The organism is Oceanobacillus indicireducens, from assembly GCF_014647195.1.
Lineage (GTDB): Bacteria > Bacillota > Bacilli > Bacillales > Amphibacillaceae > Oceanobacillus > Oceanobacillus indicireducens.
Window position 1 is genome coordinate 46,395 of record NZ_BMOS01000011.1, and the last position, 16,938, is coordinate 63,332.

Here is a 16,938-nt window from a genome sequence, read left to right on the forward strand (position 1 = left end):
TGTTTAGTTAGCAACTCTTGCTATATTCCCTTGTTCAATATAAACAAGCAAAATTGAAATGTCGGCTGGGTTTACGCCGGATATCCGGGATGCTTGCCCAACTGATAATGGCCGAATTCTCTTCAGCTTCTCTTTCGCTTCTGAAGCAAGGCCATTGATTTCGTCATAATCGATATCCTCAGGGATTTTCTTATCTTCCATCTTCATCATTCGCTCGACTTGTTCGTTCGACTTTTTAATATATCCTTCATATTTGATCCGAATATAGACCTGTTCACGTGCTTCTTCATCTAATGCCTCGTTCGATTCAATTATTTGATCGATAAAGTTATAGTTTACTTCCGGACGTTTCAACAAGTCATATGCATTTGTTGCATCTTTTAATGGTGTTGAATGGATTGTCTCAAGTAGATGATTCGCTTGTTCTGGTTTAATAATAATTTTTTTCAATCGTTTCAGCTCTTCTTTTACGAGTCGTTTCTTTTCCATTAATTTGTTATAGCGTTCTTCAGAGATCAAGCCGATTTCATAACCGATTTCTGTTAATCTCATATCCGCATTGTCATGACGGAGAAGCAAGCGATATTCGGCACGGGATGTTAATAAACGGTATGGTTCATTCGTCCCTTTTGTTACGAGGTCGTCAATAAGTACACCGATATAGCCCTGCGAACGGTCAAGAATAACGGGTTCTTTTCCAAGGACCTTTGAAGCAGCGTTAATTCCTGCCATTATTCCTTGACCAGCCGCCTCTTCATATCCGGATGTACCGTTAATTTGCCCAGCGGTAAAGAGACCTGGGATGCTCTTCGTTTCAAGTGTCGGCCATAATTGTGTTGGTGTGACGACATCATACTCAATTGCATAGCCTGGACGCATAATTTCTGCTTTCTCCAGTCCTGGGATTGTTTTAATCATTTCATACTGAATGTTTTCCGGTAGAGAAGTCGATAACCCTTGAACATAAACTTCTTCCGTATCTCTTCCTTCAGGTTCAAGGAAAATTTGATGACGGGGTTTATCGTCAAAACGGACAATTTTATCCTCGATCGATGGACAATAACGTGCACCTGTCCCTCGCTTCACACCAGAATACATGGAGGAAAGTCCTAAATTATTGTTAATGATTCCATGTGTGTTTTCATTCGTGTGTGTTAACCAGCATGGTAGCTGGTCGATAATTTTCGTCGTTGTTTCATAAGAGAAATTACGCGGATTCTCATCTCCTGGTTGAATTTCCGTTTTCGAGTAATCAATCGTATGACTATTTACCCGTGGAGGGGTACCTGTTTTGAATCGCTTCAGTTTAAAACCAAGTTCCTCCAGATTTTCGGAAAGATTCACGGAAACACGCTGATTATTTGGACCACTTTCATATTCCAAATGACCCATTAATACTTTTCCGCGCATAAAAGTTCCTGTTGTAATGATAACTGCTTCAGCACGGTATTCCGCTTCCGTTTCCGTCACAACACCTTTACAAATACCGTCCTCAATGATTAGTGAATCAACCATTCCTTGACGAAGGGTTAAGTTTTCCTGATTCTCTACCAGTTTTCTCATTTCCTTCATGTAGACGGTTTTGTCAGCTTGTGCCCGTAAAGCTTGTACAGCAGGTCCTTTTCTTGTATTTAACATTCGCATTTGAATGGATGCTTTATCAATTACCTTCCCCATGACACCACCGAGGGCATCTATTTCGCGAACAACAATCCCTTTTGCCGGTCCGCCGATGGAAGGATTACATGGCATAAATGCAAGCATATCAATATTAAGAGTTAGCATCAGCGTTTTTGCGCCTCTTTTTGCTGCAGCAACTGCCGCTTCAACCCCGGCATGGCCTGCCCCAACAACGATTATATCGTAATTTCCTGCGTTAAAACTCATTTCATTCACCCTTTCTATGCTCAAAAGTGGAAGCGCCCTTGCAGGCTAAAAACGCGATTCGTTTCGCAACGCCTGGGACTGCGATTACTCGTCCCACCGAAGAGCGTTTGCACTAGCACATCCTGTGCGTCGTAGCGACGTACGGACTTCCTATTTTACCCGTACGAGATAAAGGAAACATGCCCCTTTAGGGGTCTGTTGAGCTTTAGCCCGTAATTAAGCGGCCTTCCTTTAGTTTCGAGCTGATGTTGAATTATCGCGTCATGAGGTGAAGGAAGTCTCGCTAGTCGCTGGGCGCTGGAACTGGACGTGGCCTAAAATATTTTCATCCACAATTGAACATTTATATGATTTTTATACTATCCTCTAAACAAGGTTTTATTTTCCTAAACAGAATTGAGAAAACAACTGGTCGATGAGACTGTCGCTTGCTGTATCTCCAACAATTTCACCTAAAATCTCCCACGTTCTCGTTACATCAATCTGAACAATATCAAGTGGCATTCCTAGTTCAATTCCTTCCATGGCATCCTCAAGCGCCTGCTTTGCTTGCTTAAGGAGCTGGATATGGCGAATATTGGAGACATAAGTCATATCGCCTGTATCGATTTCACCTTCGAAAAAGGTTGACGCAATTGCTTTTTCTAACTTATCTACTCCTTCTTCCACTACTAAAGAAGTCGTAATTACTGGACGGTCTCCTGCTAATTCCTTCACCTTTTCGAGGTCAACTTTTTGTTCCAAATCGGTCTTATTGACGATTACAATATAATCAAGTCCTTGTACCGTTTCGAATAATTTCATATCCTCTTCTGTTAACTCTTCATTGAAGTTTAATACGAAAAGGATTAAATCCGATTCTTGCAATACTTGACGGGAACGCTCGACACCGATTTTTTCAACAATATCTTCTGTCTCTCTAATACCTGCAGTATCAACGAGACGAAGCGGTACACCGCGGACATTCACATATTCTTCAATTATATCACGAGTTGTTCCTGGAACATCGGTGACAATTGCTTTATTTTCCTGAACGAGGGTATTCATCAAAGAGGATTTTCCAACGTTTGGACGGCCTATGATCGCAGTAGCAATCCCTTCACGGAGTATTTTCCCTTGATTGGCCACTTCAAGCAGCTCATTGATCCGCTTGTGGACTTCTCTTGAATTCGTCCGCATCATTTCATGACTCATCTCTTCAACATCATCATATTCCGGATAATCGATATTTACTTCCACATGAGCAACGGTTTCGAGAAGTTCCTGACGTAATTCAGTAATCAGTTTCGATAATCTCCCGTCCATTTGCTTCACTGCAACAGACATTGCTTTATCTGTTTTCGCGCGGATCAAGTCCATGACAGCTTCCGCTTGCGATAAATCTATTCTTCCATTAAGAAAAGCACGTTTTGTAAATTCCCCAGGCTCTGCCAGACGTGCTCCTTTTGACAATATAATATCTAATACTTTATTAACTGCTACCATTCCACCATGGCAATTGATTTCTACTATATCTTCACGCGTAAAAGTTTTCGGTGCCCGCATAACAGAAACCATTACTTCATCTACAATGTCGCGCGTGTCAGGGTCGACAATTCTCCCATAATTAATTGTATGGGTTGCTATCTCACGAAGATCCTTACCTGTAAAAAGTTCATTTGTGATGGTGATTGCTTCCGGCCCGCTCAAACGCACGATCGCAATTGCACCTTCTCCAATTGGTGTTGAAATCGCAGTAATTGTATCTGTCGTCATTGCTACACCTCCAACTAGTTTTATCATTAAATTAGTGCACTATCTAGTAAACGTCACTAACAAAAAAGAATAACACAAATCACCAAGAAAATAAAGTTATCCACATCAACTTTTCTTGGATGATAACGCTTTGAAGTTATTGCATACTATCCACATGTGGATAATCAAATTGGGACAAATGCTCTGACCCCATGTCCCAATTTTTAAGGCATAAAAAAATCACCCTGTTTTCAAGGGTGATTGCAGGTTTATTTATTTATGGTTTGATCACAATATGCCGGTGTGGTTCCTGTCCATCGGAATAGGTTGTGATGCCATCTGATTCTTGGAGTGCGCTATGAATGATTTTTCTTTCAAAAGCTGGCATCGGTTCGAGTGCGACTTTTTTATTTAAGCGTTTCGCTTTATCCGCCATTTTATGGGCGAGCGATTCAAGCGTTTCGCGTCTGCGCTCTCGGTACCCTTCCGCATCCAAGGTTACGGTATAATATGTTTCTTTCTGTTTATTGATTGCAAGATGAGCTAAATACTGTAAGGCATTGAGTGTTTGTCCGCGTTTCCCAATGAGAATTGCGATATTTTCGCCATCCATTTGGAAAGTTACATGATTCTCTTCTACCGTTGATGTAATTTCAACGTTAACATTCATATTTCTTGTAACTTCTTTCAAGAAATTCTCCGTTTCCTTAATTGGATCTAGTTTTACCTTAACTTTAACGATTGCCGGCTTTGCTCCAATTAAACCAAGAATTCCTTTTCTACCTTCATCGATAATCTCAATTTCAACACGGTCCTCAGTCGTGTCTAACTGCTGTAGAGCTGATTGTACAGCTTCTTCAACTGTTGAACCGCTAGCAGTTATTTCTCTCACTTTTTGTCTCCTCCAGTATCGGTATTCGTCATCATTGGTTTATTGATTAGTAATGTTTGTAAAACCATAAAGATATTACCTGTTACCCAGTATAGCGCAAGTGCTGCTGGGAAGAAGAACGACATAACACCAATCATGATTGGCATCATATAAAGCATTAAATTCATTTGCATCGCCATTTGTGGATTCTGCGATGCTGCTGTATTTGTTGACATCATTATCTTTTGCTGGAGGAATGTGAATCCAGCAACGAGAAATGGTAAAACATAGTCTGGTGAACCGAGTTCGAACCATAAGAAATTGTACTGACTGATTTCTGTTGTCCGTCTGATTGCATGGAACATCGCAATTAAGACTGGCATTTGAACAAAAATTGGTAAACACCCTGCCAGCGGATTCACACCATTTCGCTGGAACAGCTCCATCGTTTCCTGCTGTAATTTTTGTTGGGTGTTAGCATCTTTTGAACTGTATTTTTTCTGCAGCTCTTGCAATTTCGGTTGAATTTCCTGCATTGCTTTTGAACTTTTTATTTGTTTTATACTTAATGGTAAAATTAATAGACGAATTAATATAGTAACGATAATAATTGAAAGACCATAACTATTATTGAAGATTTCAGCTAATTTTATGATGACCCATGAAAGCGGATATACAAAAATCGTGTTCCAAATTCCTTCACTTTCTGCAGTGATTGGTTGATCGATTTCATTACAGCCTGCAAGCATCAACGCAAGTCCAATCATGGCAAATAGCAGTATATATTTTTTGCGCAACATTTTTCCTCCTTAGCATGTACGTGAAACTCTATTTGCTATTTTATCCTAATTGCGAATAAGATTCTATGTTTAACTTGTTTTTTATTTATTTTTCAAAAGTCGCTGCTTATATAATAAATGGCTTAAACTTTTCTTCATTTCATAGAAGCCCATATTTTTCGTAGGTTGCCTCGCAATAATGACCATATCTACTGTCGGTTTAATGTCTGCTTCCAGTTCATGGAAGGCTTGGCGCAAATAGCGTTTAATCTGATTTCTTTTCACGGCATTACCGATTTTTTTCCCGACAGATAGGCCAATCCGAAAGTGTTCTTGTCCCGGTTTTTCGGCATAATAAATGACAAGCTGACGGTTTGCGAATGATTTTCCGTGCTTGAATATGTATTGAAATTCGTTATTTTTTTTAATCCGATATGCTTTTTTCATTACACTTCACCTTTATTGCTCTCTAGCTTGTCTTATATTTATGAAGCACTCTTTTAAGGAAGTCCTTAAACGAGCGCTTCCACTTTTCTAATAAAAAAACCACTGATTTGTCAGTGGCTTATGCGGATAATACTTTTCTTCCTTTGCGACGGCGACGTGCTAAAACTTTACGTCCATTTTTTGTAGCCATACGTGCACGGAAGCCATGTACTTTTTTACGCTTACGGTTACTTGGTTGGTATGTTCTTTTCATTTACTGCACCTCCCTAGGGATTCTAATATCTAAAGTTTAATTTTTAACTAATCCAGTAGACGGTCTTACTAATTATACGTAATACATATACCTCATGTCAACATTAAATTTTTCACGCTCTTCCTCACTTCATTTCCACTTGTTATATAACACAAAAAACCGCATTTATAACCTACCAACAACTTATACACACCCTTGATTTTCAACCAACCAGATTATTCGACGACTATCGACAATTTACTCACATGATAAACGCATGTTGATACTTTTTTATAAACATGCAGGGAGTTATGTGGATAACTATCGAAAACCCATTGCACCATTAGTTTTTATTTGGTATTATTATTATGTTTTCTTCTGTGGAAAACTAATTACACTTATTTTTTATTCACAGGCTGTGGATATCTTTGTGGATAGTCATTCACAGCTTCTTTATTATTTTTTCCACAGAATTGTGGATATAGTTTATAAATCATGCTAAACTTTAAGGACTACATATTCATTCATCCACAGGCTTTTTTAGAACAAAGGCGCAAGCGCCCTTGCAGGTTAAAAACGCGACGTCCTGTCGCAACACCTGCACTAGCACATCCTGTGCGTCGTAGCAACGTACAAACTGTGCCTCCTAGGATAGGAGGTAGTTCGATGTTGCCCCAGGACGGGGCGAATTTAATCGGACTTCCCCTTTACCGGAATGAGATAAAGGAAACATGCCCCTTTAGGGGTATGCCGATGTTGGGACTTGGCCCGTTCTTAGTCGGCCTTCCTTTTCTCTCTGAGTGGACGTTGAACTTCACCACAAGGGTATAACGGCGACTAACCCTCACAAAGACCACTCGGCAAGTCTTCTTTATCGATTGGAGGAGTGTGAAGTTTGATAGTTGCTGGGCGCAGAGCGGACGTGGCTAGCTCTGGATATCTAAGTTACCCACAGCCATTATATCTTTTAGTTTCCTATGTATCTAAAAAGATTGGCATTCACCTCCTTTTTTTACTGCCAGTTTGGCAATTAAGGGAGGCTATTTTAACCTGTCTACAAAATCTACTACTATATAACCTATCAACTCAGAAAGGAGTGAATTCCCAATTGGAAAATATTGAAGAGCTGTGGCAAGCTGCGTTAGAAAAAATTGAAGAAAAGGTCAGTAAGCCAAGTTTTGATACATGGTTGAAAAATACAGAAGCCGTAGAGCTAAACCAGACAACTTTGATTGTATCTGCACCGAATGAATTTGCGAGAGATTGGCTAGAAAACCAATATACGAATGTCATTAATGAAGTGTTGGAAGAAGTAACTGGATCAAGACTTGAAACAAAGTTCATTATTCCTGATCCTTCACCACCTGCAGAAGAAGCTAAACAAACAAGACAAGAATCAACTTCACCTTCGAACCACAATGACTTTCCTAACTCCATGCTGAATGAAAAGTATACATTTGATACATTTGTAATTGGAGCTGGGAACCGGTTCGCGCATGCTGCTTCCCTAGCTGTAGCTGAAGCTCCTGCGAAAGCTTATAACCCGCTGTTTATATACGGTGGAGTTGGGCTTGGGAAAACCCATTTAATGCATGCAATTGGCCACTATGTAAGAGAGCATAATCCTGATGCGAAGGTTGCCTATGTCACTTCTGAGAAATTCACGAACGAATTCATCAATGCAATCATGGATAATAAATCGAATGCCTTCCGCAATAAATATCGAAATATTGATGTCCTATTAATAGATGATATTCAATTTATTGCTGGAAAAGAATCAACTCAAGAAGAATTTTTCCATACGTTTAATGCATTACATGAAGAAAGTAAGCAAATTATCATCTCTAGTGACCGTCCACCGAAAGAAATTCCGACATTGGAAGACAGGTTGCGTTCCCGCTTTGAATGGGGCCTCATAACAGATATAACCCCACCGGATCTCGAGACGAGAATCGCAATTCTAAATAAAAAGGCAAAAGCAGAAGGGCTTGAAATACCGAACGAAGTCATGCTTTATATTGCAAATCAAATCAATACGAACATCCGTGAATTAGAAGGTGCATTGATACGTGTCGTTGCCTATTCTTCTCTTGTCAATCAAGATATTGATGCAGCCCTTGCCGCAGAAGCATTGAAAGATATTATTCCTAGCAATAAGCCAAAAGAAATTACCGTAGAAGGAATTCAAGAAATCGTTTCAAGGAAATATAACATTCGTATGGAAGACTTTGCTGCGAAGAAACGGACAAAATCAATCGCTTTTCCAAGGCAAATTGCCATGTATCTCTCAAGAGAAATGACTGATCTTTCTTTACCGAAAATTGGAGACGAGTTTGGGGGGCGTGATCATACAACTGTTATACATGCCCATGAAAAGATTTCAAAAATGATTGCAGATGATACTTCTTTCAGTCAAGAAATCGATGAAATAATAGAAACGATCAAATCAATTTAACGGGATACCTGTGTATACTGTTTATAAGCTTTCACAATTATAAACAGATTGTCAACATGTGCAAAACTATACGAAACAAGATATCAAGATACTTATCCACATATCAACAGGCCTTATTACTATTATTACTGTTTTTTATAATAAATAATATATATAGAGAGAACTTCCGCTAGGAGGATAAATTCATGAAATTTACAATCAAACGAGATTTATTAATAACTGCTGTTCAAGATGTAATGAAAGCAATCTCTGCACGACCTGTCATTCCAATTCTTTCTGGAATGAAAATTGAAGCAAGCATTCACGGTATTACATTAACAGGAAGTGATTCCGATATTTCGATCGAATCTTTTATTCCTAGTGAAGAAAATGGAAATGTAAATGTTGAAAACATTGAACCTGGAATAATTGTGCTTCAAGCGAGATATTTCCCTGATATTGTAAGGAAATTACCACAAGATACAGTAGACTTCATTGTAGAAGAAAACTATCAAGTAAAAATCAGTTCAGGTAAATCAGAATTTACGCTTGTTGGTCAAAATGCAGAAGAATATCCGCATCTTCCAAGACTTGAAGCAGAGACAAGTTTTGAAATGCCGATTCCTTTATTTAAAAATATGATCAAACAGACTGTATTTGCTGTATCAACGATGGAAACACGTCCAATATTAACTGGTGTAAATATTAAATTAGAGAATAATGAACTTACTTTCACGGCAACAGACAGTCACCGCTTAGCAATGCGAAAAACAGCTATTGAAGCGGCTGAAGTTGAGTTTCATAATGTGGTTGTACCTGGAAAAAGTTTAAATGAATTAAATAAAATCTTGGATGATACCGAAGAGACCGTTGAAATCAATGTAACGAATAACCAAATTCTTTTCAGGACGAAGCATTTAAGTTTCCTCTCTCGTTTGCTTGATGGAAATTATCCGGAAACTTCCCGACTTATCCCAGAAGAAAGAAAAACAAGAATCGCCGTGAATACAAAAGAATTATTAAATACAATCGATAGAGCTTCTCTACTTGCAAGAGAAGAAAGAAATAATGTCGTTAAACTTACAACACAAGGAAGTTCCATTGTAGAAATTACAAGTAACTCACCGGAAGTAGGAAATGTTCATGAGGAAATTGTTGTAGAAACGATTGAAGGAGAAGAATTGAAGATCTCTTTCAGCTCGAAATATATGATGGACGCACTAAAATCAATGGAATATGATGAAGTGATTATCGACTTTACTGGAGCTATGCGCCCATTTGTAATCATTCCAAAAGAAGATGACTCGATTTTACAATTAATTTTACCAGTCCGGACCTATTAATTTCATAAAGACTAAGTGAAAAAACTCTTATCCACATGTGGATAAGAGTTTTTTCTAACTTGAACAAAAGCGCAAGTGATGATACAAGCTTTGCGCAGTACCGAACTTTATAATCCTTCAATGGAAAATTTGCCGAACGTCTATGTAAAGCTTAGTGATATTTATAATCTTCGTGAAGAAAGTCAACATCAGCTGAAGAAAAATAAGTTTGTACCTGGATAGACACCCGCACCTTTGTTCAATTTAAAACAAAAAATAAGCCATTTTGAGAAGTTTTTGCCCCTCCCCAGTGGATTACCTTTCAAAATGGTGAAAACTTTAGTAAAATAGGTTTATAGAGTTTTTAACGGTAAATACTAAAACTAACAAGTCTTTTACAGGAAATACTATTCCATTTTTTCCCATAAGACGAAAAGAAAACATGGTGATGAATGATATGCAGGAAAAAGTAAACATAACAACGGAATATATAACGCTTGGTCAGTTGATTAAAGTTCTTAATATCCTTGAATCCGGCGGGATGGTCAAAGCTTATCTAAAAGATGTCGGGGCTAATGTAAACGGAGAATTGGAACATCGCCGCGGCCGGAAACTGTATCCAGGTGACACGGTCGAAATCGAAGGAAATGCTTATATCGTAAGTGCCGAGGACTAGATTGCATGCATATCGAACAGCTAGTCCTTAAAAACTTTAGAAATTATGATGAGCTCACCCTTACATTTGATGATAAGGTCAATGTCATTATCGGGGAGAATGCCCAAGGCAAGACAAATCTCATGGAAGCAATCTATTGTCTAGCCTTTACAAAGTCTCACCGGACAACGAAGGAAAAAGAACTTATTCAATGGGACAAAGAATATGCTAAAATAGAAGGTAGAGTAAAAAAGAAAAGTCAGGTCCTTCCCCTTGAGATGATTATCTCGACGAAGGGAAAGAAAGCAAAACTAAATCATCTGGAGCAACGCAGATTAAGTGATTTCATTGGTGCACTCAATGTCGTCATGTTTGCCCCCGAGGATCTGACGCTTGTAAAAGGTCCTCCCCAAGCCCGCAGACGGTTTATTGATATGGAGCTCGGGCAAATCCAGGCGACATATATTTATCATTTAGCACAGTATCAAAAAATTTTAAAACAGCGCAATTCTCTTCTGAAACAATTACAGCGCCAGGCTAGTACTCAAGTTACCATGCTTGAGATCCTTACCGACCAGTTGATCCAGCATGCTGCGATCATTTTAGCGAAACGGTTCAGCTTTTTAAAACTGTTAAGAAAATGGGCAGCACCGCTTCATCATCAAATCAGTCAAGAACTTGAAGAGCTGGAAATTAAATACGATGCAAGTGTCGATGTATCTGAGCAGGATAGCGAAGAAGAAATCGAAACGGCTTTTCAGAATAAATTCGAAGAGATACAAGAAAAGGAAATCGAACGTGGAACAAGTCTGATTGGTCCCCACCGCGATGATTTAATCTTTTACGTGAATGGGATGGATGTTCAGACTTATGGCTCCCAAGGGCAACAACGTACAACCGCCCTTTCTTTAAAACTCGCAGAAATCGAATTGATTCACCATGAAGTCGGCGAATATCCGATTTTACTGTTAGATGATGTATTAAGTGAGCTGGATGACTTTAGACAATCCCATTTATTAAATACCATTCAAGGAAAAGTACAGACCTTTGTTTCGACAACAAGCGTTGATGGTATTCATCATGAAACATTGAAAGAAGCAGAATTGTTCCGAGTAACAAATGGAACTGTAACTGTAGAAAAGCACTAAAGGAGGTCCTAACTTACCTTATGTTTATTGATATAGGAAATGGGAATGTCATACAATCCTCAACAATTATTGCAATAATTGATTACGAGCTCATCTCCTCATCTGTGCTCTTACAAGAAATGATAGACAATGCCAATCAGGAAAAAACACTAAAGGGACCTACTAACCATGCGAAATCAATGATGGTCACAACAGAAGGAACCTACGTCAGCACCCTATCGGTAGCAACCCTAAAAAAACGCACAAGCATCATAGCAACCATCAAACACATGGAAGACTATTACTAGCATCTTGCTATTTTTATCACGTATTAACGGTATAATTTCTCTTTAAACTGATGTAGTATATAAGCGTTTTTCTGGGAGCATTTCCGATGCCTTGAGAAACCCCAATGGGGACCCTAGAAAGAAAGTCACCATACAGCAAAATAAATTTAAGTAAGCTTTTAAAATAGAAATGAGTGAGAGATTTATGGAAGAAAATGTATCTAATAATCAATCCTATGACGCCGAACAAATTCAGGTCTTGGAAGGCCTCGAAGCGGTTCGTAAACGTCCCGGAATGTACATCGGATCCACAAGTGCAAGAGGACTCCACCACCTTGTCTGGGAAATTGTTGACAACAGTATCGATGAAGCCCTTGCCGGATACTGTGACCACATCCAAGTGATCATTGAAAAAGACAACAGCATCACCGTAAAAGATAACGGTCGTGGAATTCCCGTTGACATCCAAAAGAAAACTGGCCGACCAGCAGTTGAAGTCATTATGACGGTTCTTCATGCCGGCGGTAAATTCGGTGGTGGCGGTTATAAAGTTTCCGGTGGACTCCACGGCGTTGGTGCATCCGTTGTAAATGCTCTTTCCAGTAGTCTTGAAGTATACGTACACCGTGACGGGAAAATCTACTCTATTGAATTTGAAAAAGGTAAAGTCGTGAAAGAACTTGGTGTCGTTGGTGAAACCGAGATTCAAGGAACTGAAATCCACTTCACACCAGACCCGGAGATTTTCACAGATACAACGGAATTTGAATTTGAAATATTAGAGCAGCGTCTCCGTGAACTCGCCTTTTTAAATAAAGGTCTTACAATCACAATAGAAGATAAACGAGAAGACAGAGAGCCTGTCAGCTATTACTACGAAGGCGGAATTAACTCTTACGTTGAATATATTAACCAAAATAAGGATGTACTTCATGAACCGTTTTATGCTAATGGCTCTACCCAAGGTATTGAGGTTGAAATATCGGTCCAGTACAATGACGGATTTGCCTCGAATCTTTATTCTTTCGCTAACAATATTCATACGTATGAAGGTGGAACACATGAAGTTGGTTTCCGTACTGCTTTAACCCGTGTAATTAATGAATATGCCCGTAGAAACGGATTATTAAAAGAAAATGAAACAAACTTGACCGGGGACGATGTTCGTGAAGGAATGACTGCAATTGTGTCGATCAAGCACCCGGACCCGCAATTTGAAGGTCAAACGAAAACCAAGCTAGGAAATAGTGAAGTACGTACAGTTACCGATCAAGTTTTCAGTGAAACGTTCCAAACGTTCCTCCTTGAGAATCCAACGGTTGGCCGTATTATAGTCGATAAAGGACTGATGGCTTCAAGGGCAAGACTTGCTGCGAAAAAGGCAAGAGAGCTTACGAGAAGAAAGAGTGCGCTTGAAGTTTCGAACTTACCAGGTAAACTTGCCGACTGTTCCTCGAAAGATGCATCTATTAGTGAGCTGTATATCGTGGAGGGGAACTCTGCCGGTGGGTCTGCTAAGGCTGGTAGGGACAGACATTTCCAAGCAATCCTGCCACTAAGAGGTAAGATTCTGAACGTGGAAAAAGCAAGACTCGACCGAATCTTATCCAACGCAGAAATCCGTTCGATGATTACTGCGATTGGTACTGGAATTGGTGAAGAATTCGATATTGAAAAAGCACGTTACCATAAAATCGTAATTATGACGGACGCTGATGTGGATGGTGCTCATATCCGCACCTTGCTGCTTACCTTCTTCTTCCGGTATATGCGTCCTTTAATTGATCACGGATATATCTATATTGCACAGCCACCGCTTTTCCAAATTAAACAAGGGAAAAATGTGCAATACGTTTATAGTGACGAGGAATTGCAAGACTCATTGACTGAACTGCCGGAAGCACCAAAGCCAATTATCCAGCGTTATAAAGGACTGGGTGAAATGGATGCAGATCAACTTTGGGAGACAACGATGAATCCAGAAAACCGCACTTTGCTTCAAGTGCAGCTGACAGATGCGATTGAAGCGGATCAGGTCTTTGATATGCTCATGGGCGATAATGTAGAACCACGCCGGAACTATATTGAACAAAATGCAAAATACGTTCAAAACTTGGATATATAGAATTTGGAAATGAAGAGGACTGGGGCAATTTGCTCCCCTCTTTCGTTTCTTCTGTAGATAGAAAACTATAAGAACAAAGTGCTGTGGATAACTATGAACACTGGCATTACCCACGTCCGCTCTGCGCCCACCAACTAGCAAACTTCACACTCCTCCAATCGATAAAGAAGACTTGCCGAGTGGTCTTTGTGAGGCTTAGTCGCCCTTATACCCTTGTGGTGAAAGTCAACATCAACTCACTATCGTCGCCTGAGTTTCCTTTATCTCATTCCGGAGTGCTCCAGTTTGTACGTTGCTACGACGCACAGGATGTGCTAGTGCAGGTGTTGCGACAGGACGTCGCGTTTTTAACCTGCAAGGGCGCTTGCGCCTTTGTTCTACGGGGAAAATGAGTTTTCCCGACTAGGAGGTAACAGAAATGGCTGAAGAACACAGGAATGTACAGGAAATAAATATTAGTCAGGAAATGCGGACATCTTTCCTTGATTATTCAATGAGTGTTATTGTATCGAGGGCTTTACCCGATGTACGCGACGGCATGAAGCCGGTTCACCGCAGGATCATCTATGCGATGAATGATTTAGGCATGACCCCGGATAAAGCATATAAAAAATCCGCCCGTATCGTCGGTGAAGTAATCGGTAAGTATCACCCGCATGGTGACTCTGCCGTTTATGACACGATGGTGCGGATGGCACAGGATTTCAGCTATCGTCATATGCTTGTCGATGGTCATGGGAACTTTGGTTCGGTTGATGGTGACCAAGCTGCGGCAATGCGTTATACTGAGGCAAGACTATCAAAAATATCAATGGAATTAGTCCGTGATTTGAATAAAGATACGGTTGATTTCAGAGATAACTATGATGGTTCAGAGCGGGAACCAGCTGTTTTCCCTGCCCGTTTTCCTAACTTGCTAGTGAATGGAACGTCAGGGATTGCGGTCGGAATGGCAACGAATATCCCGCCTCATAACTTAGGTGAGACAATTGACGCAGTCCTCGCTTTATCGAAGGATGAAGAGATTACAATCGAGGAATTGATGGAATATCTACCGGGACCAGACTTCCCGACAGCGGGAATCATCATTGGCAGAAGCGGTATTCGTAAAGCCTATGAAACAGGCAGAGGCTCGATTACAATGCGAGCAAAAGTTGATATTGAAGAGCATGCGAATGGCAAGTCAACAATCATCGTGACCGAATTGCCATATCAAGTGAATAAAGCGAGACTCGTAGAAAAGATTGCCGAGCTTGTCCGTGATAAACGAATTGACGGCATTACCGATTTACGTGACGAATCAAGCCGTGAAGGTATGCGTATTGTCATGGAAATCCGCCGGGATGCCAATGCGAATGTTATTTTAAACAATTTATATAAATTTACCGCCTTGCAAACGACATTTGGTGTGAACACATTAGCACTTGTCGACGGGCAGCCGCGAATATTAAATATTAAACAGTGTCTCGAGCATTATCTCACCCACCAGGTTGAGGTCATTGAAAGGCGTACTGCTTTTGAATTGAAGAAAGCAGAAGCCCGTGCTCATATTTTAGAAGGGTTGCGGATTGCGCTTGATAATCTTGATGCTGTCATTAACTTGATTCGTAATTCGAAAACAACTGAAATTGCCCGTGAAGGGTTAATGACACAATTCAATTTATCAGAGAAACAGGCCCAGGCCATTCTTGATATGCGACTCCAGCGCTTAACTGGCTTGGAGAGGGAAAAAATTGAAAATGAATATAATGAATTGCTCGCACTGATTGCTGAGTTGAAAGCAATCCTTGCTGATGAAGAGAAAGTACTTGAAATCATCCGTGAAGAATTAACGGAAATTAAAGAGCGTTACAGTAATGAACGTCGTACAGAAATTGTTGCTGGCGGGATTGGCTTTTTCGAGGATGAGGACTTAATTCCGGAAGAAAATATCGTCATCACCCTCACCCATCACGGCTACATTAAACGCTTGCCAGCTTCGACGTATCGTACACAACGCCGGGGCGGCCGAGGTATTCAAGGAATGGGAACGAATGAAGACGACTTTGTTGAACAACTCGTCTCTTGTTCGACCCACGATACGATTCTCTTTTTCACGAATCGTGGAAAGGTTTATCGCTTGAAAGGATATGAAATTCCTGAATTCAGTCGAACTGCAAAAGGAATTCCAATCATCAACTTACTGCAAGTGGAAAATGACGAATGGATCAATGCAGTCATTGCGGTGGAAGAGTATGATAAAGAAGCGTATCTTATTTTTACGACGAAATATGGAATTGCAAAACGTACATCACTTTCCATGTTTGCGAACATCCGTCGTGGCGGTTTGATTGCTGTTCATCTACGTGATGAAGATGAACTGATTTCCGTTCGTTTATCTAATGGGAAGAAAGATATTATGATTGCAACCAAAAATGGTTATCTGATCCGCTTTGAAGAAGAGCAGATTCGCCCGATGGGAAGAACAGCAGCCGGAGTGAAAGGTATTTCCTTACGGGATGATGATGAAGTCGTCTCGATGGAAATCATTGAGCCTGGTGCAAACATTCTTCATGTGACGGAGAATGGTTACGGTAAACAGACGCCTGAAGAAGAGTACCGTAGAATTAATCGTGGCGGTAAAGGTGTCCTGACATGCAGAATTACGGATAAAACTGGTAAAGTCGTGAAGGTGAAAACAGTGACAGGTGAAGAAGACCTGATGCTCATAACGATTGCTGGTGTCTTAATCCGGATCCCAGTTGAAGAGATTTCCGAAACGGGAAGAAATGCAATGGGAGTTCGTCTCATTCGCTTGCAAGATAAGGAGCAGGTTGCGACCGTTGCTAAGATTGATGATGAAGAGGATTTGGAAATTGAAGAAGATGACTCCTCGTCAGAAGGTGAAACGGAGACGGTAATCGACCATGACAGCGACAACGCGGAAACATCAGCAATAGATGAAGATCTAAATGATGAAGATATAGAAGAATAACGGTGTTGAAAGTGACTCGGGATAAACGGATACAACTATACGTTTTAGGCGAGTCACTTTTCCC

Annotated in this window: 14 protein-coding genes; 8 read left to right on the forward strand and 6 right to left on the reverse strand. The window is 40.2% G+C overall.

The features are described 5' to 3' along the window. Positions 1-3 precede the first annotated feature (3 nt). From mnmG to rpmH, 6 genes are all read right to left on the reverse strand, one after another. Positions 4-1,887, reverse strand: coding sequence for a tRNA uridine-5-carboxymethylaminomethyl(34) synthesis enzyme MnmG (gene mnmG, locus IEX94_RS09365; RefSeq protein ID WP_156855335.1), 1,884 nt, complete (start codon positions 1,885-1,887; stop codon positions 4-6). A 378-nt stretch (positions 1,888-2,265) separates the two neighbouring features. After that, complete coding sequence (mnmE, locus tag IEX94_RS09370) at positions 2,266-3,642, reverse strand: tRNA uridine-5-carboxymethylaminomethyl(34) synthesis GTPase MnmE (protein WP_188856955.1); 1,377 nt, start codon at positions 3,640-3,642, stop codon at positions 2,266-2,268. A gap of 256 nt (positions 3,643-3,898) precedes the next feature. Next, the gene (jag, locus tag IEX94_RS09375) at positions 3,899-4,513 is read right to left on the reverse strand and encodes an RNA-binding cell elongation regulator Jag/EloR (protein ID WP_156855333.1); all 615 of its coding nucleotides are present in this window, start codon (positions 4,511-4,513) and stop codon (positions 3,899-3,901) included. Further along, positions 4,510-5,289, reverse strand: a complete 780-nt coding sequence (gene yidC / locus IEX94_RS09380; RefSeq protein WP_188856956.1) for a membrane protein insertase YidC — start codon at positions 5,287-5,289, stop codon at positions 4,510-4,512. Before yidC ends, jag begins: the two co-directional genes overlap by 4 nt. An 84-nt stretch (positions 5,290-5,373) precedes the next feature. Continuing rightward, positions 5,374-5,718, reverse strand: a complete 345-nt coding sequence (gene rnpA / locus IEX94_RS09385; protein ID WP_156855332.1) for a ribonuclease P protein component — start codon at positions 5,716-5,718, stop codon at positions 5,374-5,376. Between the two features lie 118 nt (positions 5,719-5,836). After that, positions 5,837-5,971 (reverse strand): 50S ribosomal protein L34, encoded by a 135-nt coding sequence (rpmH, locus tag IEX94_RS09390; protein ID WP_156855331.1) that lies wholly within the window; start codon positions 5,969-5,971, stop codon positions 5,837-5,839. A gap of 645 nt (positions 5,972-6,616) precedes the next feature. Here rpmH and IEX94_RS09395 point away from each other — a divergent pair. The 8 genes from IEX94_RS09395 (at position 6,617) to gyrA (ending at position 16,874) form a co-directional block, all read left to right on the forward strand. Next, complete coding sequence (locus tag IEX94_RS09395; RefSeq protein ID WP_188856957.1) at positions 6,617-6,781, forward strand: hypothetical protein; 165 nt, start codon at positions 6,617-6,619, stop codon at positions 6,779-6,781. A 277-nt stretch (positions 6,782-7,058) separates the two neighbouring features. After that, positions 7,059-8,405, forward strand: coding sequence for a chromosomal replication initiator protein DnaA (dnaA, locus tag IEX94_RS09400; RefSeq protein WP_188856958.1), 1,347 nt, complete (start codon positions 7,059-7,061; stop codon positions 8,403-8,405). A 185-nt stretch (positions 8,406-8,590) separates the two neighbouring features. Further along, the gene (dnaN, locus tag IEX94_RS09405) at positions 8,591-9,727 is read left to right on the forward strand and encodes a DNA polymerase III subunit beta (protein ID WP_188856959.1); all 1,137 of its coding nucleotides are present in this window, start codon (positions 8,591-8,593) and stop codon (positions 9,725-9,727) included. Between the two features lie 436 nt (positions 9,728-10,163). Next, positions 10,164-10,382, forward strand: a complete 219-nt coding sequence (yaaA, locus tag IEX94_RS09415) for a S4 domain-containing protein YaaA (RefSeq protein ID WP_156855361.1) — start codon at positions 10,164-10,166, stop codon at positions 10,380-10,382. Positions 10,383-10,387: 5 nt separating this feature from the next. Further along, positions 10,388-11,509, forward strand: a complete 1,122-nt coding sequence (gene recF / locus IEX94_RS09420; protein WP_188856961.1) for a DNA replication/repair protein RecF — start codon at positions 10,388-10,390, stop codon at positions 11,507-11,509. Between the two features lie 20 nt (positions 11,510-11,529). After that, positions 11,530-11,796, forward strand: coding sequence for an extracellular matrix regulator RemB (gene remB, locus IEX94_RS09425; protein WP_188856962.1), 267 nt, complete (start codon positions 11,530-11,532; stop codon positions 11,794-11,796). A 184-nt stretch (positions 11,797-11,980) separates the two neighbouring features. Beyond that, the gene (gene gyrB / locus IEX94_RS09430; RefSeq protein ID WP_188857024.1) at positions 11,981-13,900 is read left to right on the forward strand and encodes a DNA topoisomerase (ATP-hydrolyzing) subunit B; all 1,920 of its coding nucleotides are present in this window, start codon (positions 11,981-11,983) and stop codon (positions 13,898-13,900) included. Between the two features lie 418 nt (positions 13,901-14,318). Then, on the forward strand, positions 14,319-16,874 hold the full coding sequence (gene gyrA / locus IEX94_RS09435) for a DNA gyrase subunit A (RefSeq protein WP_188856963.1): 2,556 nt from the start codon (positions 14,319-14,321) through the stop codon (positions 16,872-16,874). Positions 16,875-16,938: the final 64 nt, after the last annotated feature.